We start from the raw sequence: 17,628 nt of genomic DNA, 5'->3' as shown, positions 1-17,628 counted from the left end.
TTGCCGGGTAGCTAAGTTCGGAAGAGATAACCGCTGAAAGCATCTAAGCGGGAAACTTGCCTTAAGATGAGATTTCCCGGAGCCTTGAGCTCCTTGAAGGGTCGTTCGAGACCAGGACGTTGATAGGTCAGGTGTGGAAGTGCAGTAATGCATTAAGCTAACTGATACTAATTGCCCGTACGGCTTGTCCCTATAACCTTAGCAGGTTGTGGTGAATGAGAAGTGCGTTGTAACGTTCGTTGATACAACTTCATTACCCAATTACTTCTTCCAGATTCTGAGTAACGCTGCCCGATTGGGAGCGACTACTCGTACAAGTCAAAGCTTGATGACCATAGCAAGTTGGTCCCACCCCTTCCCATCCCGAACAGGACCGTGAAACAACTCTGCGCCGATGATAGTGCTGCAACCAGTGTGAAAGTAGGTTATCGTCAAGCTAGTTATTATGAAAAAACCCCGCTGACATGTGTTGGCGGGGTTTTTTTTCGTCTGTCCCGTTCGATTTTACGGACATAAAAAAAGCGCTTCATGACGAAGCGCTTCTTGTCTTGCTTGCCGACGTAGTCGGCAGTCAGACTCCCCAGATGATGTCCTGGCCTTCTTGCTTGGCACTGCGCAGCATTTCCAATAGCGGGAAGGCCCGTGCCGCAAAACCGACGCGCAAGTTCAGCTTATTTTCGGGCAGGTCTCCACTCTCTTCTTGCTCGGGCGTATGAACCTCATGCTCGGCATCCACTTCCGGGTGGAGTTTGCTCAGCGCGACCTCGTGTTCCAGGACAGATAATGCTTGGGCAGCTTCGGCCGCCGTAATCACCCCGCGGGTGGGATTTTTGTGTAACAGGTCGAGGATGCGCTGTGCATGTTCCTGATACATCATTACTTCTGGCAACGATTTGGATTTGAATGTGATCAGCATAAGCACTTTCCGAGTCTTGTTGTTTATAACGATAACATGACTTGTCCGTTCGCATACATTGACGTCAACGTCCCGACAAACCACTCCCGGTCAGGCAAACATCCGGCAGCGAGGCGGATTTTGCAAGACTATTCATCATTGTTTCTCCCCGCGTTTAGTTGTTAGTTCAGTTTAAAGGAGCTCATGAAGGTGTCAACCGTGTCGCGAACGACATGTTTTTCCGCACCCATGATGATCACCTGGTAAATCCGATTGTCCTTGGCGATGAAATGACCGATCAGTAACGTCGCCTCGCCATTGTGCGCTCCTTTTGCTTCCACTTCCACCATCGTTTGCTGTCCGGACAGGCCGCCCATGCCGGATGAGGTGGCGGTAGTCTTGTCTGACACGATGGCCGCGCCAATATTGTTGACCAGCGCCGTTTTCATGGCCGCCAACGCTGCCGGCGCCTTGGACGCGTCGGCCAGCCTGGCGCTGCCGACGGCGAACGAGACGCCGTCCACTTCCGCCGCCGTCATCGTCATGCTCACTTCCTGGCCGTCCAGGTTGATGGTGCGGGTCTGGCTGGCCGGCTTGCCAGGGAACAGTACTGCATACGGTGCGTCGGCGCTACGGTAATCGCGCCAGTCATACTTGGGACTGCAGGCGGCAAGCATACCCGCTGCCAGCAGCGTCGTCAGGAGAAGGGGAAGGGAGAGTTTTCGCATGGTCCGATGGTAGCAGGGGCGATGGTGCCCAGGCAATCGCCAACTGGCTTTCAGCCTGGGCGCAGCACGTGCCGGTACTGGATGGCTTCGCCAACGTGTTCGTTGCGGATGGCCTCGCTGCCGGCGAGATCCGCAATGGTGCGCGCCACCCGCAGCACGCGGTGATAAGCCCGTCCCGACCAGTGGAAATGCTTCATGGAGGTGCGTAGCCGCAGTTCGGAGGCGCGGTCGAGCTTGCAGAACTGGTCGATCTCGCGCGTTGTCAGTTGTTGGTTGCTCTTGTTCTGGCGCCGTAATTGGCGTTGATAGGCGCGCTCCACCCTGGCCTTGATGGTGGCAGACGCTTCTCCGTCGACCTCGGCTGCCAGCACTTCCGCCTCCACCGGTCCGACGTCGATTTGCATGTCTATACGATCCAGCAACGGCCCGGAAATGCGGTTCTGGTAACGGCTGATGGCGTCCGGCGGGCAATGGCAGGTGCCGGCCGGATGCCCGAGGTAGCCGCACGGGCAAGGATTCATGGCAGCGATCAGTTGGAAGCTGGCAGGGAAATCAGCCTGGCGGGCTGCACGGGAAATCGTGATGCGGCCCGATTCCATCGGTTCCCGCAATACTTCCAGGACGCGGCGGTCGAACTCCGGCAATTCGTCAAGAAACAACACCCCGCGGTGAGCCAGCGAAATTTCGCCGGGCCGTGGCACGCTGCCACCGCCCACCAGCGCGATGCCGGACGATGTGTGATGGGGCGCCCGAAAAGGCCGCTGTTTCCACTGCTCGGCCCGGAATTCTCCCGTGATCGATTGTACCGTCGCCGCTTCCAGTGCCTCGGCATCGGACATGCCCGGTAACAGTCCGGGGAAGCGGTTGGCCAGCATAGTCTTGCCCGCGCCGGGCGGCCCCACCAATAACACGCTGTGGCAGCCGGCGGCCGCGATTTCCAGGACCCGTTTCGCCACGCTTTGCCCCTTAACGTCGGCGAAGTCGAGGTAATCGCGGCCGACTTCGGGGATCTGCGCCACATGCCTGGGCAATGTCGCCGTCGCCTCGGTCGATGAAAAGTGCGCGCATACTTGTAGCAGCGTCAGCGCCGGATGAATGACGGTGCCGCCCGCCAGCGCCGCTTCGTTGGCGTTGGCCTGGGGCAGGATGAAGGCGTAGCGGTTGCCGCCGCGCAGCATGGCGTAGGACATGGCCAGCGCGCCCCGGATCGGCCGTAACTCGCCCGACAACGACAACTCGCCCGCAAATTCATAGTGCTGCAAGCGGTTGGCCGGCATCTGGCGCGAGGCGGCCAGGATGCCCAGCGCGATCGGCAAGTCGAAGCGGCCCGATTCCTTGGGCAGGTCAGCCGGCGCCAGGTTGACGGTGATGCGGTAGGCCGGCATCTCGAAGCCGCTGTTCTGGATCGCGGCGCGCACCCGGTCGCGCGCTTCCTTGACCTCCGTTTCCGGCAGGCCGACGATGGTAAAAGAGGGCAGGCCGTTGGCCAGATGCACTTCCACATTCACTTCCGGCGCTTCCATGCCGGCCAGCGCCCGGCTTTTCAGCACAGCTAAGCTCATCGGTATCCTTGGGTCGAGGGAAGATGGACTGCTGAAATCGTAGGACGATATGGCGGCGCGATATTGAGCTGGCCCAAGGGAGACGGGTGTCGCAAGCGTGTGATGGGGGCGCGGAAGCCGTTGGGGCCAGGCGGCCGGATGTGCCGATGGCGGGGGGCCGGTGCCCGATGGGGGCCGGCGTGAACAGCCGGCCGGTGGGGGAATTATTTTTCGGCCGTCAAGCGCGCTTCCAGTTCGGCAATGCGCGCCTCCAGTGCTTCGAGCTTGGCGCGCGTCTTGGCCAGTACCTGGGCCTGGATGTCGAATTCCTCGCGCGTCACCAGGTCCAGCCGGGCGAAACCCTGGGTCATCATCGATTTGACGTTCTTTTCGATATCTTTGGCCGGCGAATTCTCGATCGCCTGATTGATCTTGCTTTGCAAGTCATTAAAAAAAGTATTCATGTCCATGATAGTCCTTGATGTTGCCGGCGATGCATCGCACCATTGCAGTGCACCCCGGCTTTAAGATGGTGCGAATTCTGTGAGAGTTTCCCTGGCCCGCGCGCGGATTCCGTCCGCCGCCCCGGCAAGCGGCACACACTTGCCTCTTTCATAGCGTACTTTGATCCAACGCAAGCTGGCACGCATTCTGCTAAAGACAGGGAGAACGTTTGTTTTTCAGCCTGAATTGTAAACCGCAACCGCTATCCAAGTTCAACCTAAAGGAAATCGTTATGAAATGCCTTACCAAGAAGCTCACTCTTGCCGCTGCGTTGACTGTAGCATTCGCCTCCCTGGGCGCCGGCGTGGCGCGCGCGGAAGATGCGAAACCTGAGGCCAAGCCGGACAACGAAATCAGCTACAACGTCGGCCTGGCCAGCGATTACCGTTACCGCGGCATTTCGCAGTCGCGCCTGAATCCTGCGCTGCAGGGCGGTGCGGATTATACCCACAACCCGACCGGATTCTACGCCGGCACCTGGTTGTCGACGATCAAATGGACCAAGGACGCCGGCGGCAGCGGCGATGTCGAGTGGGACATCTACGGCGGCAAGCGCGGCGAAGTGACCAAGGATATTTCCTACGATGTCGGTGGCCTGTATTACTTCTATCCATCGAACGGCCTGCACCCGAACGCCAACACCTTCGAACTGTATGGCCAGCTCAGTGCCGGCCCGTTCTCGCTCAAGTATTCGCACTCGACCACCAACCTGTTCGGCTTCACCGACAGCAAGAACAGCGGCTACCTGGACGCGGCCTTCAACTATGAGGTGTATGACGGCTACAACCTGAACCTGCACGTGGGCCACCAGAACGTGAAGAACAATGGCGCCTCCAGCTACAGCGACTACAAGATTGGCGTGACCAAGGACTTCGGTTTCGCCTCCGTCTCGCTAGCCGCCATCTACGCCGACACGGAAGCGTATATCGCTCCCAACGGCAAGAACCTGGCCAAGACCGGCGCGGTCCTGACCATCACGAAAACCTTCTAAGCGAGGCTGTCATGAAACTGATTACCGCCATCATCAAGCCGTTCAAGCTGGACGAGGTCCGCGAGGCCTTGTCGGCGATTAACGTGCAAGGCATCACCGTCACGGAAGTGAAAGGCTTCGGCCGCCAGAAAGGCCACACGGAACTCTACCGTGGCGCCGAATACGTGGTCGATTTCCTGCCCAAGACCAAGATCGAAGCGGCCGTCGATGACGCTGTCGTCGACCAGGCGATCGAGGCCATCGAAGGCGCCGCCCGCACCGGCAAGATCGGTGACGGCAAGATTTTTGTGTACAACCTGGAACAGGTGATCCGTATCCGTACCGGCGAAACCGGTAACGACGCTCTCTAAGGGGAAGATGAATGAAAAAAACGATAACAACGTGGCTGGCCGGGTTGACCGTGCTGTTCGCCCTGGGCGCCGCACTGCCGGCCGTGGCCGCTGACGAGACGCAAGCATCGGCCGCGGCCTCGGCGCCTGCCGCCAGCGCCCCGGCCGCTTCCGCGCCCGCCGCCAGCGCCCCGGCCGCCGCCCCGGCGCCGGAGGCCGCAGCCGCCCCCGCTGCCGCGGCAGCGCCAGCACCCACTCCCAACAAGGGCGACACGGCCTGGATGATGACGTCCACTTTGCTGGTGATCATGATGAGCATCCCCGGCCTGGCCCTGTTCTACGGCGGCCTGGTGCGCACCAAGAACATGCTGTCCATCCTGCTGCAAGTGTTCACGATCTTCTCGCTGATCATTGTGCTGTGGTGCGTGTTCGGCTACTCGCTGGCCTTCACGGAAGGCAACGCCTTCTACGGCAAGTTCGACCGTCTGTTCCTGAATGGTATCTGGGACCCCGTCAAAGCCACGTTCTCGACGGCCGCCACCTTCAGCAAGGGTGTGGTTCTGAATGAATTCGTGTATGTCGCCTTCCAGGGCACCTTCGCCGCCATCACCTGCGGCCTGATCATTGGCGCCTTCGCCGAGCGCGCCAAGTTCAAGGCTGTGCTGGCCTTCGTCGTGCTGTGGTTCGTGTTCGCCTACCTGCCGGTGGCCCACATGGTCTGGTTCTGGACCGGTCCGGACGCGATCAAGGATGCCGCCACCCTGGCCACCGAAACGGCCAAGGCTGGCTGGCTGTGGCAGAAGGGCGCGCTGGACTTCGCCGGCGGCACCGTGGTGCACATCAACGCCGCCGTCGCTGGCCTGGTTGGTGCCATCATGATCGGCAAGCGCGTCGGCTACGGCCGCGAATCGATGGCGCCGCACTCGCTGACCATGACCATGATCGGCGCTTCGCTGCTGTGGGTGGGCTGGTTCGGTTTCAATGCCGGTTCCGCGCTGGAATCGGGCGATGTGGCCGCGCTGGCCTTCATCAACACCCTGCTGGCCACCGCCGCCGCCGCCATGTCCTGGCTGTTCGGTGAATGGATCCACAAGGGTAAGCCTTCCATGCTGGGCGCCGCCTCCGGCGCCGTGGCCGGCCTGGTGGCCATCACCCCGGCCTGCGGTTACGTCGGTCCGATGGGCGCGCTGATCATGGGCCTGCTGGCCGGTGTGGTCTGCCTGTGGGGCGTGAACGGCCTCAAGCGCCTGATCGGCGCCGACGACTCGCTGGACGTGTTTGGCGTGCACGGCGTGGGCGGCATCATGGGCGCCCTGCTGACCGGCGTGTTCGCTGCACCTTCGCTGGGCGGCCAGGGCATCTTCGACTATGTCACCAACAAGATGTCGACCGATGCTTACTCCATCGTCGGTCAGGTGACCACCCAGGCCACGGCCGTCGGCACCACCGTCATCTGGTCGGCCGTGGTGTCCGTCATCGCCTACAAGCTGGTCGATATCGTCATCGGTCTGCGTGTGCCGGAAGAAGAGGAACGCGAAGGCCTGGACATCACCAGCCACGGCGAATCGGCTTACCACAGCTGATCCGCAGCATCGCATCCGGCCCGCCGCTGGCGGGCCACAACAAGGCGCCTTCGCAAGAGGCGCCTTTTTTTGTTATTGGGGGTTTAAAAAGGCAATATTGCCCCGATTTGGTATAGTTGCACGGTAATATAGGCGGTTCAGCATGTCTGGAGGGTCGTCCTCCCGCATCAATTAAGGAAGTGATCATGGTTCCCCATCTTGTTACGGCCCTGACCGGACCGCTGCTCGATCTCGAAGAAAAAATCCTGGCCGCCACGCCCGCCATCGAGCGCTGGTTCCGTCTCGAATGGCAGGAGCATACGCCGCCGTTCTATTGCTCGGTGGACTTGCGCAACGCCGGCTACAAGCTGGCCCCCGTCGACACCAACCTGTTCCCCGGCGGCTTCAACAACCTGGCCACCGAGATGCTGCCCCTGTCCGTGCAGGCCGCCATGGCCGCCATCGACAAATACTGCCCGGATGCCCGCAACCTGCTGTTGATCCCGGAAGTGAAGGCGCGCAGCCCCCACTATTGGCAGAACGTGGCGCGCCTGATGCAGATCTTCCGCCAGACCGGCCTGCATGTGCGGCTCGGTTCCTTGTCGCCGGACGTGACCCAGCCCACGCCGCTGGCTCTGCCTGACGGCAATATGCTGGTGGTCGAGCCGCTGGTGCGCTCGCCCAACGGCCGCCGCCTGGGCCTGAAGGATTTCGACCCGTGCACCATCCTGCTCAATAACGACCTGTCGGCCGGCATCCCCGACATTTTGCAGAACATCCACGAGCAAAGCCTGTTGCCGCCGCTGCACGCGGGCTGGGCCCTGCGCCGCAAGAGCAACCACTTCGACGCCTACGACGAAGTGGCCAAGAAATTCGGCAAGCTGATCGGCGTCGATCCCTGGATGCTCAATCCCTTCCACGCCAAGTGCGGCCAGGTGAACTTCCAGACGGGCGAGGGCGAAGATTGCCTGATCGCCAACATCGACACGCTGCTGGCCAAGATCAAGAAGAAGTACAAGGAATACGGCATGAAGGAGCAGAAGCCGTTCGTGATCGTCAAGCCCGACGCGGGCACTTACGGCACCGGCATCCTGACCATCAAGGACTCGGCCGAGATCAAGCAGCTCACGCCCCAGCAGCGCGAACGGCTGTCCGTCGTCAAGGACGGCAAGGCCGTCACCGACGTCATCATCCAGGAGGGCGTGCCCACCTTCGAGAGCATCAAGGATGCCGTGGCCGAGCCGGTGGTCTACATGATAGACCGCTACGTGGTGGGCGGCTTCTACCGTGTGCACGCCGAAAAGGGCGTGGACCAGAACCTGAACGCGCCCGGCTCGGAATATGTGCCGCTGGCGTTCGCCCAGCAGCATGCCGTGCCCGACCTGAAGGCCAAGCCCGGCACGGCCGCGCCCAACCGCTTCTACGTGTACGGCGTGGTGGCGCGGCTGGCGCTGCTGGCCGCCTCGCTGGAAATGGAGCGTACCGATCCGAACCCGGAAGTGTATTGACCGGACCGAGCGGGGCCGGCTCGCACGGCCGGGCCCGCTTGTCGGCTAAAATCAGGCATTACCCAGAATGGAAACGTCCATGAAAATCGCATTCCTCGCCGATCCCCTGGCCAGCTTCAAGACCTACAAGGATTCGACCTACGCCATGATGGTGGAAGCGGCCGCGCGCGGCCACGCCGTCTACGCGTTCGAGCAGAAGGACATGGCGCTCGACGGCGGCATCGTGTACGCCAACGCGGCCCGCGTCATCCTCACCGGCGACGCCCACGACTGGTACCGGCTCGAGCCGCACCACGAGGCGGCCCTGACCGAGTTCGACGCCGTCATCCAGCGCAAGGATCCGCCGTTCGACATGGAGTACATCTACGGCACCTACCTGCTGGAATTGGCCGAGCGCCAGGGCGCGCGCGTATTCAACCGGCCCGACGCGATCCGCAACCACAATGAAAAGCTGGCCATCGCCCAGTTCAGCCAGTTCACGGCGCCAACCCTGGTCACGTCCAGCGAGGCGCGCCTGCGCGCGTTCCAGGCCCACCACGGCGACGTGATCCTCAAGCCGCTCGACGGCATGGGCGGCGCCGGCGTGTTCCGGGTCCAGGCCGACGGCATGAACCTGGGCTCCATCATCGAGACGCTGACCGACAACGGCCGCCGCACCATCATGGCGCAGCGCTACATTCCCGAGATCGTCAACGGCGACAAGCGCATCCTCGTCATCAACGGCAAGCCCGTGCCCTACGCGCTGGCGCGCATCCCGCAGGCCGGCGAAGTGCGCGGCAACCTGGCCGCCGGCGGCACCGGCGTGGCCCGTCCGCTGAGCGAGCGCGACCGCGAGATCGCCGAGACCCTGGGCCCCGTATTGGCCAGCCGTGGCCTGTTGCTGGTAGGATTGGATGTGATTGGCGACTACCTGACCGAAGTGAACGTCACCAGCCCCACCTGCTTCCAGGAGATCACCCAGCAGACCGGCTTTAACGTGGCGGCCATGTTCATCGACGCGGTGGAGCAGGGCGCGGCCCAGGCATGAAGTCCCGAATTGAAAAAAAATACACGGCAGCCGTTGTAAAGCGGCGCCGTTCACTGGCGGTTTAATCTTATGGTAGGCATACTGCTTATGACACACGCGCCGCTCGGGCAGGCGTTCATCGCTGCCTGCGCCCACGTTTTTCGCGGCCCGACGGAACGGCTGGAAGCGATCGACGTGGTGGCGGACCAGGACCTGGCCGAAGTGCAGGCCCTGGCGGCGGCGGCCATCGCCCGGCTCGACGACGGCGACGGCGTGCTGGTGATTACCGACATCAAGGGCGGCACCCCGGCCAACTGCTGCAACAAGCTGGCCGACGCCGGCCGGGTGGAGGTGATCGCGGGTATCAGCCTGCCGATGCTGCTGCGGGCCATCACCTACCGCCGCGATACGCTGGACGTGGTGGTGGAAATGGCCCTGGCCGGCGCGCAAAGCGGCGCCGTGCGGGTCGACAACCGGATCCGGCTGGGCCCCAACTAACGGGTCCGGTTCTTAGTGTGGCCGCCGCTGTGGCTGGTGGCGGCCTTGTTTGCAGTGCGCATTCCTGATTGAGAATAGAAAAATATGATTCAACAAGAACTTGAGATTATCAACAAGCTTGGTTTACATGCGCGTGCTTCCGCCAAATTTACCCAACTGGCAGCAAAATATCAAAGCGACGTCTGGCTGACCCGCAATGCCCGCCGCATCAACGCCAAGTCCATCATGGGCGTGATGATGCTGGCCGCCGGCAAGGGCGCCAAAGTTACGCTGGAGGCCGACGGCCCCGATGAACAGGAATGCATCACGGCGCTGACCGCGCTGGTCAACGACAAGTTCGGCGAAGGCGAGTAATGCCCGCGGAACCCGGCCGTCAACGTATCCCGACAGGTTCACCCATGGCATCTTTCACGCTACATGGCATTCCCGTATCGCGCGGTATCGCGATCGGCCGGGCCCACCTGCTGGCGGCGGCCGCGCTCGACGTCAAGCATTACCTGGTGGCCGAGGAGCACCTGGAGGCCGAGGTGCAGCGATTGCAGCAGGCGCTGGTGGCCGTGCACAAGGAACTGCAAACCCTGTGGCTGGACCTGCCCAAGGACGCGCCCACGGAACTGGGCGCCTTCATCGACGTGCACGCGCTGATCCTGTCGGACCCGATGATCTCGGAAGCGCCGCTCGACATCATCCGCACCCGCCACTACAACGCCGAGTGGGCGCTGTTGACCCAGATCGACGAGTTGTCGGCCCAGTTCGACGAGATCGAGGACCCCTACCTGCGCGAGCGCAAGGCCGACATCCAGCAAGTGGCCGAGCGCGTGCTCAAGGTGCTGATGGGCAGTGCCCAGCCGCTGGCCGCCGTCGGCGACGGCGAATACCAGGCCCAGATGATCGTCGTCGCGCACGATATCTCGCCGGCCGACATGCTGCAGTTTCGCGACCGCTCCTTCATCGGTTTCGTCACCGACGTGGGCGGCCAGAACTCGCACACGGCCATCGTCGCGCGCAGCCTCGACATTCCGGCCGCCGTCGGCATGTCGCAGGCCTCCACCCTGGTGGCCCAGGACGACTGGATCATCATCGACGGCGACGCCGGGGTGGTCATCGTCAACCCCAGCGCGCTGGTGCTGGAGCAGTACCGCGAGCGCCAGAACGCGCTGCAGCGGGCCCGCAAGAAGCTCAACAAGCTCAAGAAAACCCCGGCCGTCACCAAGGATGGCACGCCCATCACGCTGCTGGCCAACATCGAGCTGCCCGACGATTGCGCGGCCGCCATGGAGGCCGGCGCCAACGGCGTGGGCCTGTTCCGCTCCGAATTCCTGTTCATGGGCCGCAACAGCCGCATCCCGTCCGAAGACGAGCAGTTCGAGCAGTACAAGCGGGCCGTGGTGGCCATGAAGGGCCGTCCCGTCACCATCCGCACGCTCGACATCGGCGCCGACAAGCCGCTCGACCAGACCGAGCACACGGCCCTCAACCCGGCGCTGGGCCTGCGCGCGATCCGCTACTGCCTGGCCGAGCCGCAGCTGTTCCTGGCGCAGCTGCGCGCCATCCTGCGCGCCTCTGCGTTCGGCAAGGTGCGCATTTTGATCCCCATGCTGGCGCACGCGTTCGAGATCGACCAGTCGCTGGCCATGATCGCCCAGGCCAAGGCCGAACTGCGCGAAGAGGGCGTCAAGTTCGACGAGACGGTGCAGGTGGGGGCCATGATCGAGATCCCGGCCGCCGCACTGGCGCTGCCCATGTTCGTCAAGCGCATGGACTTCCTCTCGATCGGCACCAATGACCTGATCCAGTACACGCTGGCCATCGACCGGGTTGATTATGAGGTGGCACACCTTTACAATCCCCTGCATCCGGCGGTGCTGCAGCTGATCGCCATGACCATCGCGGCCGGCCACAAGGCTGGCATCGACGTGGCCGTGTGCGGCGAGATGGCGGGCGACGTCAAGCTCACCCGCCTGCTGCTGGGCATGGGCCTGCGCGAATTCTCCATGCACCCGGCGCAGCTGTTGTCGGTCAAGCAGGAGATCCTGAACAGCGACCTGGCGCGGCTGGCGCCCCAGACGCGCAAGATCATGCGGTCGATGGAGCCGGATGCCATCGCCGACGCGGTCCAGCAATTGCAGCTGATGTAACCATCATCGCGGTACAATCTGCATTGCTGGCAAGCCTGCGGAACCCACCCTCGCGGTTCCGCATTGATTATCTGGCCCGTGGGGCCGCCCCCTAGACAACCAAAAAACACATGCCATCCATTGGATACGTGTCGCCGCAAACCATGCATTTTTCGCAGCCGCTGGCGCTGCAAAGCGGCGCCACGCTGCAAGACTACACGCTGATGTACGAAACCTACGGCACCCTGAACGACGACAAGTCGAACGCGGTGCTGGTCTGCCACGCCCTGAACGCCTCGCACCACGTGGCCGGCGAATACGAGGGCAAGCCGAAAAGCACCGGCTGGTGGGACAACATGGTGGGACCGGGCAAGCCGCTCGACACCGACAAGTTCTTCGTCATCGGCATCAACAATCTCGGCTCCTGCTTCGGCTCCACGGGCCCCATGCACACCAACCCGGCCACCGGCAAGCCGTATGGCGCGGCCTTCCCCGTGGTGACGGTGGAGGACTGGGTAGCGTCGCAGGCGCTGCTGGCCGACCGGCTGGGCATTCAGCAGTTCGCCGCCGTCATGGGCGGCTCGCTGGGCGGCATGCAGGCGCTGGCCTGGAGCATCATGTACCCGGACCGGCTGCGCCATTGCGTGGTGATCGCCTCCACGCCCAAGCTGTCGGCCCAGAACATCGCGTTCAATGACGTGGCGCGCCAGGCCATCCTGTCCGACCCGGACTACCACGGCGGCGACTTCTACGAGCACGGCGTGGTGCCGCGTAACGGCCTGCGCGTGGCGCGCATGGTCGGCCACATCACCTACCTGTCGGACGACGACATGGCCGAGAAGTTCGGCCGCAAGCTGCGCGACGTATCCCAGAACGGCGACGGCAACTACAAGTTCGGCTTCGGCGTCGATTTCGAGATCGAATCCTACCTGCGCTACCAGGGCGACAAGTTCAGCGAATACTTTGATGCCAACACCTACCTGCTGATCACCAAGGCGCTCGATTATTTCGACCCGGCGCGCGCCCACGGCGGCGACCTGGCCAAGACCCTGGCCGGCACCAAGGCCAAGTTCCTGCTGGCGTCCTTCACCACCGACTGGCGTTTCTCCCCCGCGCGCAGCCAGGAGATCGTGCAGGCGCTGGTGCGCAACCGCCGTCCCGTCACCTACGCCGAAATCGACGCACCGCACGGCCATGACGCCTTCCTGCTGGAAGACCCGCGCTACATGAACCTGGTGCGGGCTTACTACGAGCAGGTGTGGAAAGAGCTGGGCGCGCCCGCGCAGGCGGCGCCCGCGAGCAGCAACAAGGAGTACGCATGAATTTTGAACAGTTAAGCAGCGCCCGTCCCGACCTCGCCTTCATCGCCCACTGGGTACCGAAGCAGTCGCACGTGCTGGACGTGGGCTGCGGCGACGGCGTCATGCTCGACTACCTGCAGAGCGACCGCCAGTGCAGCGGCTACGGCATCGAGATCGCCGACGACAAGGTGCTCGACAGCACCCGGCGCGGCGTGTGCGTGATCCAGCAGGATATGGAAAAAGGCCTGGGCCTGTTCGCCGACAATTCGTTCGACACGGTGCTGTGCCTGTCCTCGCTGCAGATGATGAAGCACGTGGAGCCGCTGCTGCGCGACATCGTGCGGGTGGGGCGCGAAGCCATCGTCTCCTTCCCCAACTTCGCCTACTGGCCGCACCGGGTGGCGCTGCTCAAGGGCCGCATGCCGGTCTCCAAGTCGCTGCCCTACCAGTGGTATGACACGCCCAACGTGCGCTGCGCCACCATCAACGATTTCCGCGAACTGGCCGAGGAATGCGGGCTGGAAGTACTCGAATGCGTGGCGCTGGCGGCCGGCGAGCAGGTGTCCGTGCTGCCCAACCTGCGCGGCGACCTGGCCGTGTTCCGGCTGCGTAAAAAGGCCCTGGCCTGATGGCGGCGCCGGAGCCCGTGGCACCCCAGCCGGCCGCACCCGCGACCAGCTGGCGCACCTACCTGAATGGCCGCACCGTGGCCATTTTGTTTCTGGGCTTTAGCTCCGGGCTGCCGCTGTACACGCTGATCTACCTGATGCAGGCCTGGCTGGCCACGTCGGGCCTGGACGTCAAGGCGCTGGGCCTGTTCGCGCTGGTCACCTCGCCCTACACCTTCAAGTTCCTGTGGGCGCCGTTCATGGACCGCTACAGCCTGGGCCCGCTGGGCCGGCGCCGCGGCTGGATGGCGCTCACCCAGCTGCTGCTGTTCGTGACCATGGGCGCGATGGGTATGCTGGACCCGAAAACCCAGCTGGGCCTGATCGCCGTGTTCGTGGCGGGCGTGGCCTTCCTGTCGGCCAGCCAGGACGTGGTGATCGACGCGTTCCGGCGCGAATCGCTGAGCGATGCCGAGCAGGGGCTGGGCGCGGCCGTCATCGTCAACGCCTACAAGGCCGCCAGCCTGGTGCCCAGCGCGCTGGGGCTGGTGCTGGCCGACAGCATGCCGTGGCAGACCGTATTCTGGATCGTGGCCGCCTTCATGCTGCCAGGGTTGGCCTGCACGCTGCTGGTCAAGGAGCCGGCCGTGTATGGCGAGCCGCCGCGCAATATGCAGCAAGCCATTGTGCTGCCGTTCCGCGAATTCGTGCGGCGCGACGGCTGGAACAAGGCCTTCATGATCATCGCCTTCGTGCTGCTATACAAACTTGGCGACAGCATGGCCACGGCCTTGTCGACCAAGTTCTTCCTCGATATCGGCTTCAGCACCAGGCAGATCGGCCTGGCGGCCAACGCCACCGGCTGGTGGGCCAGCCTGGCCGGCGGCGTGGTGGGCGGCGTGTGGATGGTCAAGCTGGGCATCAACCGCGCGTTGTGGGTGTTCGGCGTGCTGCAGGCGCTGGCGATTCTGGGCTTCGCGTGGCTGGCGCAGGTGGGCGCCAATCCGGTGCTGCTGAGCGCCGTGTATGGCTTCGAAGCGTTCGCCAGCACGGGGCTGGGCGCGGCCGCACTGGTGGCGTTTATCTCGCGTTCCACCGATCCGCGTTACACTGCTACCCAATACGCGCTGTTTTCCAGCCTTGCCGCTGTGCCGCGCACCTTTATTAATTCCTCGGTCGGCTTCATCGTGGCCGAAACGGGCTGGTTCACGTTCTTTATCGTGTGCTTTGTGCTTGCGTTTCCTGCCATGATGATGCTGCCGAAAATCGCACCATGGAACGCACCTCATGAACACCCTCAAACGTAGCGCACTGGCGCTGGCGCTGGTGGCCGGACTGGCCGCCGCGCCGATGGCATCGACGCAAAATTATTCGGACGGCATCCCCGTCAAGCCGATGTCGAAATTCCGCAATTTCGAAGACCAGCAGCAGGTGGACCAGCAGTCGCGCCAGCAGTACGCGCAGTTGCTGGGGCAGGCGCAGCAAAAGCAGGCGCTGATGCCGGACAACCACCCGCAAGTGATCCGCCTGCGCGCCATCGCGCGCCGCCTGATCCCGTTCACCACGCGCTGGAACCCGGACGCGGCCAACTGGAAGTGGGAAGTGAACCTGCTCAATTCGGCCACCGTGAACGCGTTCTGCATGCCGGGCGGGCGTATCGCCTTCTACAGCGGCATCCTCACCAAGCTCAATCTGACGGACGACGAAGTGGCCATCGTGATGGGCCACGAGATCGGCCACGCGCTGCGCGAGCATGGCCGCGAGCAGGCCGGCAAGGCCACCACGGCCAACCTGTTCGGCCGCGTGGCCAGCATCGGCCTGTCGGCCTGGCTGGGCGTGGACCAGCGCCTGACGGACGCCGGCGCCAACGCCGTCACGCAACTGGCGGTGCTCAAGTTCTCGCGCGAGGACGAGAGCGAGGCCGACCAGGTGGGCCTGGACCTGGCCGCGCGCGCCGGCTACGACCCGCGCGCGGGCGTGGCCTTGTGGACCAAGATGAGCCAGTTGAACCAGGGCCAGCCGCTGGAATTCCTGTCCACCCACCCCAGCGGCAGTTCGCGCATCGATGACATGAACCGCAACATGCCGCTGGTGCTGCCCGTGTTCGCACGCGCGCGCGGGTTGGACCCGGACGCGCTGCCGCCGTATCACTCGATGGCCATCAGCCGGCGCTGACATGGCGGCCAACGCACACAAGCACGGCAAGCCGCCGCTGCCCATGCGCGACGGCGTCATGCCCAGCTACTTGTGGCTGCAGGGCGGCGACTGGCCGGACATGCTGACCTTCATGGCCGAGCGTTTTCCGGCCGTGACAAAAGAGGACTGGCGCACGCGCATGGAGAAGGGCGGGGTGGTGGACGCCAGCGGCACGCCGCTGCTGCCGCACAGCCCTTACCGGCGCGGCATCCGTATCTTCTACTACCGCGAGCTCGAAACGGAGACGCCGATCCCGTTCCACGAGGAGATCCTGTTCCAGGACGACGATTTGCTGGTGGTGGACAAGCCGCACTTCGTACCGATGATCCCGACCGGGCGGTTTTTGCATGAATCGCTGCTGGTGCGGTTGAAGAAGAAGCTGAGAATGGAAGAGCTCACGCCCATCCACCGGCTCGACCGCGAGACGGCCGGCGTGGTGATCTTCTCGTGCCGCCAGGTCACGCGCGGCGCCTACCAGTCGCTGTTCCAGAAGCGCGCCATCGCCAAGGAATACGAGGCGCTGGCAGCGCCACTGGCCGGCTACGACTTCCCGTTCACCTACCGCAGCCGCATGGTCGATGGCGAGAAATTCTTCGTGATGAAGGAGGAGGCGGGCGAACCCAATTCGGAAACCGTGATCGACGTGATCGAGCACCGGGCCGACGCCACGCTGTACCGCCTGCGTCCGCACACGGGCCGCAAGCACCAGCTGCGGGTGCACATGGCGGCGCTGGGTGTCCCCATCGTCAACGACGCGTTCTATCCGGTGGCGCTGCCCTGCAAGCAGGACGATGTGTCACAGCCCTTGAAACTGCTGGCGCGCGCGATCGCGTTCGACGATCCGTTCACGGGCGAGCGGCGCCAGTTCTTCAGCCGGCGCACGCTGTAGGCGCGCGCGCCGCGGATGCCGCAGCCGGCGCGCTGCTGGCGCTGGCGGGGCGGCCGCTCAGGCCGCGTACTCGATGGTCAGCGGGGCGTGGTCGGAGAAGCGCTCATCCTTGTAGATGGCCACGGTATGCGCCTGGGCCGCGATGCCGGGCGTGGCCACGTGGTAGTCGATACGCCACCCCACGTTCTTGGCCCAGGCCTGGCCACGGTTACTCCACCACGTGTACTGTTCCTCGCGCTTGTCGAGGCCACGGTGCACGTCCACGTAGCCCACCTCGTCGAAGATGCGGGTCATCCAGGCCCGTTCCTCGGGCAGGAAGCCGGAGTTCTTCTTGTTGCCCTTCCAGTTCTTCAAGTCGATCTCGTGGTGGGCGATGTTCCAGTCGCCGCAGATCACCACTTCGCGCCCTTCGGCGCGCAGCGCCGCCAGGTGCGGCAGGAACAGGTCCATGAAACGGAACTTCGCCTCCTGGCGCTCGGGGCCGGACGAGCCGGACGGGCAGTAGACGGAAATGATGGTCAGCTGGCCGAAGTCGCAGCGCACGTAGCGGCCTTCGGCGTCGAATTCCGGGCTGCCAAAGCCGATCAGCACGCGGTCCGGCTCGACCTTGCTGTAGACGCCGGTGCCGGAATAGCCTTTCTTCTCGGCGTAGTGGAAATGGCCATGGTAGCCGCCCGGATTGAGGAATTCAGGCGTCATGTCGGCTTGCTGCGCCTTGAGTTCCTGGACGCAGACGAAATCGGCGTCCTGCGCGGCCATCCAGGTGAAAAAGCCCTTGGAGGCGGCGGAACGGATGCCGTTCAAATTGGCGGAGATAATTTTTGGCATGGGAATACGTGGCGTGGCGGGCTATGCCCAAGAGGAAAAGCCGCCAGTGTAGCGTGTTTTGGGCGGCCTTGTTCGCGTGGCCGCCCGCGCCGGCGGACGGCGGGCGGCGCCCGTATTGCCATCACTT

At 63.5% G+C, this 17,628-nt stretch carries 18 protein-coding genes and 2 rRNA genes; 15 read left to right on the top strand and 5 right to left on the bottom strand.

Going from position 1 to position 17,628, the window contains the following annotated elements:
• Together H3H36_RS10735 and rrf are read left to right on the top strand one after the other, a co-directional pair.
• Window positions 1–192 (top strand): 23S ribosomal RNA (locus H3H36_RS10735); the annotation flags it as partial.
• Between the two features lie 132 nt (window positions 193–324).
• A 5S ribosomal RNA gene (gene rrf, locus H3H36_RS10730) occupies window positions 325–437 on the top strand.
• A 134-nt stretch (window positions 438–571) separates the two neighbouring features.
• Here the strand turns inward: rrf and H3H36_RS10725 are convergent.
• The 4 genes from H3H36_RS10725 to H3H36_RS10710 form a co-directional block, all read right to left on the bottom strand.
• Window positions 572–916, bottom strand: coding sequence for a DUF1840 domain-containing protein (locus H3H36_RS10725; protein WP_182217191.1), 345 nt, complete (start codon window positions 914–916; stop codon window positions 572–574).
• Window positions 917–1,077: 161 nt separating this feature from the next.
• Complete coding sequence (locus H3H36_RS10720) at window positions 1,078–1,623, bottom strand: hypothetical protein (protein ID WP_182217189.1); 546 nt, start codon at window positions 1,621–1,623, stop codon at window positions 1,078–1,080.
• A gap of 50 nt (window positions 1,624–1,673) precedes the next feature.
• Window positions 1,674–3,185: a YifB family Mg chelatase-like AAA ATPase gene (locus tag H3H36_RS10715; RefSeq protein ID WP_182217187.1), complete on the bottom strand. Its 1,512-nt coding sequence runs from the start codon at window positions 3,183–3,185 to the stop codon at window positions 1,674–1,676.
• A 203-nt stretch (window positions 3,186–3,388) separates the two neighbouring features.
• On the bottom strand, window positions 3,389–3,634 hold the full coding sequence (locus tag H3H36_RS10710; RefSeq protein ID WP_182217184.1) for an accessory factor UbiK family protein: 246 nt from the start codon (window positions 3,632–3,634) through the stop codon (window positions 3,389–3,391).
• Window positions 3,635–3,900: 266 nt separating this feature from the next.
• On the opposite strand from H3H36_RS10710, the gene H3H36_RS10705 reads away from it, so the two are divergent.
• The 13 genes from H3H36_RS10705 to H3H36_RS10645 all read left to right on the top strand — a co-directional run bounded on the left by H3H36_RS10705 (window position 3,901) and on the right by H3H36_RS10645 (window position 16,673).
• Entirely contained in the window at window positions 3,901–4,659 is a 759-nt protein-coding gene (locus H3H36_RS10705) for a TorF family putative porin (protein ID WP_182217182.1), read from the top strand.
• Between the two features lie 11 nt (window positions 4,660–4,670).
• Window positions 4,671–5,009: a P-II family nitrogen regulator gene (locus H3H36_RS10700; RefSeq protein WP_182217180.1), complete on the top strand. Its 339-nt coding sequence runs from the start codon at window positions 4,671–4,673 to the stop codon at window positions 5,007–5,009.
• A gap of 11 nt (window positions 5,010–5,020) precedes the next feature.
• The gene (locus H3H36_RS10695) at window positions 5,021–6,571 is read left to right on the top strand and encodes an ammonium transporter (RefSeq protein WP_182217178.1); all 1,551 of its coding nucleotides are present in this window, start codon (window positions 5,021–5,023) and stop codon (window positions 6,569–6,571) included.
• A 185-nt stretch (window positions 6,572–6,756) separates the two neighbouring features.
• The gene (gene gshA / locus H3H36_RS10690; RefSeq protein ID WP_182217175.1) at window positions 6,757–8,058 is read left to right on the top strand and encodes a glutamate--cysteine ligase; all 1,302 of its coding nucleotides are present in this window, start codon (window positions 6,757–6,759) and stop codon (window positions 8,056–8,058) included.
• Window positions 8,059–8,137: 79 nt separating this feature from the next.
• Complete coding sequence (gene gshB, locus H3H36_RS10685) at window positions 8,138–9,085, top strand: glutathione synthase (RefSeq protein WP_182217173.1); 948 nt, start codon at window positions 8,138–8,140, stop codon at window positions 9,083–9,085.
• A 69-nt stretch (window positions 9,086–9,154) separates the two neighbouring features.
• On the top strand, window positions 9,155–9,562 hold the full coding sequence (locus tag H3H36_RS10680; RefSeq protein ID WP_182217171.1) for a PTS sugar transporter subunit IIA: 408 nt from the start codon (window positions 9,155–9,157) through the stop codon (window positions 9,560–9,562).
• An 84-nt stretch (window positions 9,563–9,646) separates the two neighbouring features.
• Entirely contained in the window at window positions 9,647–9,916 is a 270-nt protein-coding gene (locus H3H36_RS10675; RefSeq protein WP_182217168.1) for an HPr family phosphocarrier protein, read from the top strand.
• A gap of 44 nt (window positions 9,917–9,960) precedes the next feature.
• Window positions 9,961–11,700, top strand: coding sequence for a phosphoenolpyruvate--protein phosphotransferase (ptsP, locus tag H3H36_RS10670; protein ID WP_182217165.1), 1,740 nt, complete (start codon window positions 9,961–9,963; stop codon window positions 11,698–11,700).
• Between the two features lie 110 nt (window positions 11,701–11,810).
• Window positions 11,811–13,001 carry a homoserine O-succinyltransferase MetX gene (metX, locus tag H3H36_RS10665; RefSeq protein ID WP_182217163.1) on the top strand — a complete coding sequence of 397 codons (1,191 nt, stop codon included), beginning with the start codon at window positions 11,811–11,813 and terminating at the stop codon, window positions 12,999–13,001.
• Window positions 12,998–13,609, top strand: coding sequence for a methionine biosynthesis protein MetW (gene metW, locus H3H36_RS10660; RefSeq protein WP_182217161.1), 612 nt, complete (start codon window positions 12,998–13,000; stop codon window positions 13,607–13,609). Before metX ends, metW begins: the two co-directional genes overlap by 4 nt.
• Window positions 13,609–14,895, top strand: coding sequence for an AmpG family muropeptide MFS transporter (locus H3H36_RS10655; RefSeq protein ID WP_182217158.1), 1,287 nt, complete (start codon window positions 13,609–13,611; stop codon window positions 14,893–14,895). Before metW ends, H3H36_RS10655 begins: the two co-directional genes overlap by 1 nt.
• A complete protein-coding gene (locus H3H36_RS10650) occupies window positions 14,876–15,763 on the top strand; it encodes a M48 family metallopeptidase (RefSeq protein WP_182217155.1) in 888 nt (295 codons plus the stop codon). Before H3H36_RS10655 ends, H3H36_RS10650 begins: the two co-directional genes overlap by 20 nt.
• 1 nt (window position 15,764) lies before the next feature.
• Window positions 15,765–16,673 carry a pseudouridine synthase gene (locus H3H36_RS10645; RefSeq protein WP_229219851.1) on the top strand — a complete coding sequence of 303 codons (909 nt, stop codon included), beginning with the start codon at window positions 15,765–15,767 and terminating at the stop codon, window positions 16,671–16,673.
• Window positions 16,674–16,730: 57 nt separating this feature from the next.
• On the opposite strand, the gene H3H36_RS10640 is transcribed toward H3H36_RS10645, so the two are convergent.
• On the bottom strand, window positions 16,731–17,501 hold the full coding sequence (locus H3H36_RS10640) for an exodeoxyribonuclease III (protein ID WP_182217153.1): 771 nt from the start codon (window positions 17,499–17,501) through the stop codon (window positions 16,731–16,733).
• Window positions 17,502–17,628 lie beyond the last annotated feature (127 nt).

This window comes from Rugamonas fusca (assembly GCF_014042365.1).
In the GTDB taxonomy this organism is placed as follows: Bacteria; Pseudomonadota; Gammaproteobacteria; order Burkholderiales; family Burkholderiaceae_D; genus Rugamonas; species Rugamonas fusca.
Note: the sequence above shows the minus strand (reverse complement) of the source record. Positions and strands in the feature narration are given on the sequence as shown.

Bases quoted from the DNA above. Each gene is read 5' to 3' on its own strand.
- metX (WP_182217163.1), top strand. From the start codon at position 11,811: ATGCCATCCATTGGATACGTGTCGCCGCAAACCATGCATTTTTCGCAG.
- H3H36_RS10715 (WP_182217187.1), bottom strand. From the start codon at position 3,185: ATGAGCTTAGCTGTGCTGAAAAGCCGGGCGCTGGCCGGCATGGAAGCG.
- H3H36_RS10640 (WP_182217153.1), bottom strand. From the start codon at position 17,501: ATGCCAAAAATTATCTCCGCCAATTTGAACGGCATCCGTTCCGCCGCC.
- ptsP (WP_182217165.1), top strand. From the start codon at position 9,961: ATGGCATCTTTCACGCTACATGGCATTCCCGTATCGCGCGGTATCGCG.
- H3H36_RS10700 (WP_182217180.1), top strand. From the start codon at position 4,671: ATGAAACTGATTACCGCCATCATCAAGCCGTTCAAGCTGGACGAGGTC.
- H3H36_RS10705 (WP_182217182.1), top strand. From the start codon at position 3,901: ATGAAATGCCTTACCAAGAAGCTCACTCTTGCCGCTGCGTTGACTGTA.
- H3H36_RS10720 (WP_182217189.1), bottom strand. From the start codon at position 1,623: ATGCGAAAACTCTCCCTTCCCCTTCTCCTGACGACGCTGCTGGCAGCG.
- H3H36_RS10655 (WP_182217158.1), top strand. From the start codon at position 13,609: ATGGCGGCGCCGGAGCCCGTGGCACCCCAGCCGGCCGCACCCGCGACC.
- H3H36_RS10710 (WP_182217184.1), bottom strand. From the start codon at position 3,634: ATGGACATGAATACTTTTTTTAATGACTTGCAAAGCAAGATCAATCAG.
- gshA (WP_182217175.1), top strand. From the start codon at position 6,757: ATGGTTCCCCATCTTGTTACGGCCCTGACCGGACCGCTGCTCGATCTC.
- H3H36_RS10680 (WP_182217171.1), top strand. From the start codon at position 9,155: ATGGTAGGCATACTGCTTATGACACACGCGCCGCTCGGGCAGGCGTTC.
- H3H36_RS10675 (WP_182217168.1), top strand. From the start codon at position 9,647: ATGATTCAACAAGAACTTGAGATTATCAACAAGCTTGGTTTACATGCG.
- H3H36_RS10650 (WP_182217155.1), top strand. From the start codon at position 14,876: ATGAACACCCTCAAACGTAGCGCACTGGCGCTGGCGCTGGTGGCCGGA.
- gshB (WP_182217173.1), top strand. From the start codon at position 8,138: ATGAAAATCGCATTCCTCGCCGATCCCCTGGCCAGCTTCAAGACCTAC.
- H3H36_RS10725 (WP_182217191.1), bottom strand. From the start codon at position 916: ATGCTGATCACATTCAAATCCAAATCGTTGCCAGAAGTAATGATGTAT.
- H3H36_RS10695 (WP_182217178.1), top strand. From the start codon at position 5,021: ATGAAAAAAACGATAACAACGTGGCTGGCCGGGTTGACCGTGCTGTTC.
- metW (WP_182217161.1), top strand. From the start codon at position 12,998: ATGAATTTTGAACAGTTAAGCAGCGCCCGTCCCGACCTCGCCTTCATC.
- H3H36_RS10645 (WP_229219851.1), top strand. From the start codon at position 15,765: ATGGCGGCCAACGCACACAAGCACGGCAAGCCGCCGCTGCCCATGCGC.